Raw genomic sequence first — 348 nt, 5'->3', positions numbered from 1 at the left:
TGGACGTCATGTTCACGAGCGGGAAGGGCGTGGGCTCCGCAGCGCTCCAAGAGGCGAGGAGTGTGCTGTACGACGCCTTCGGGTCCCTCGTCGAGGAGGGCTTGGAGCGAAGAAGCCTTCGCCGTCTCGAACCCGAGCGCCTGAAGCCGCTGATCATCGCGACCATGCAAGGCGTGGCCGCATTCGCCGCAGCAGGGACTCTGCCTGTGGAGGCCGTGGACAGCTTGATCGAAGACGCCTACAGCCTCTTCATCATTTGAACCGAAACACGCCCGATCCTGACCCTGCCAGCGAGCCCCGGGTGCTCCGAGAATGCCGGCCCGGACCTTTGAAGACATCACCTTGCGC

At 64.1% G+C, this 348-nt stretch carries 1 protein-coding gene; it reads left to right on the top strand.

Features of this window, described 5'->3' with window-relative positions; genetic code table 11:
• Nucleotides 1-260, top strand: a 260-nt coding sequence (locus SB773_RS30530; protein ID WP_410593959.1) for a hypothetical protein, incomplete at its 5' end; no start/stop codon positions are given.
• Nucleotides 261-348: the final 88 nt, after the last annotated feature.

It is taken from the genome of Bacillus sp. SIMBA_074 (assembly GCF_046534555.1).
In the GTDB taxonomy this organism is placed as follows: Bacteria; Bacillota; Bacilli; order Bacillales; family Bacillaceae_G; genus Bacillus_A; species Bacillus_A mycoides.
Note: the sequence above shows the minus strand (reverse complement) of the source record. Positions and strands in the feature narration are given on the sequence as shown.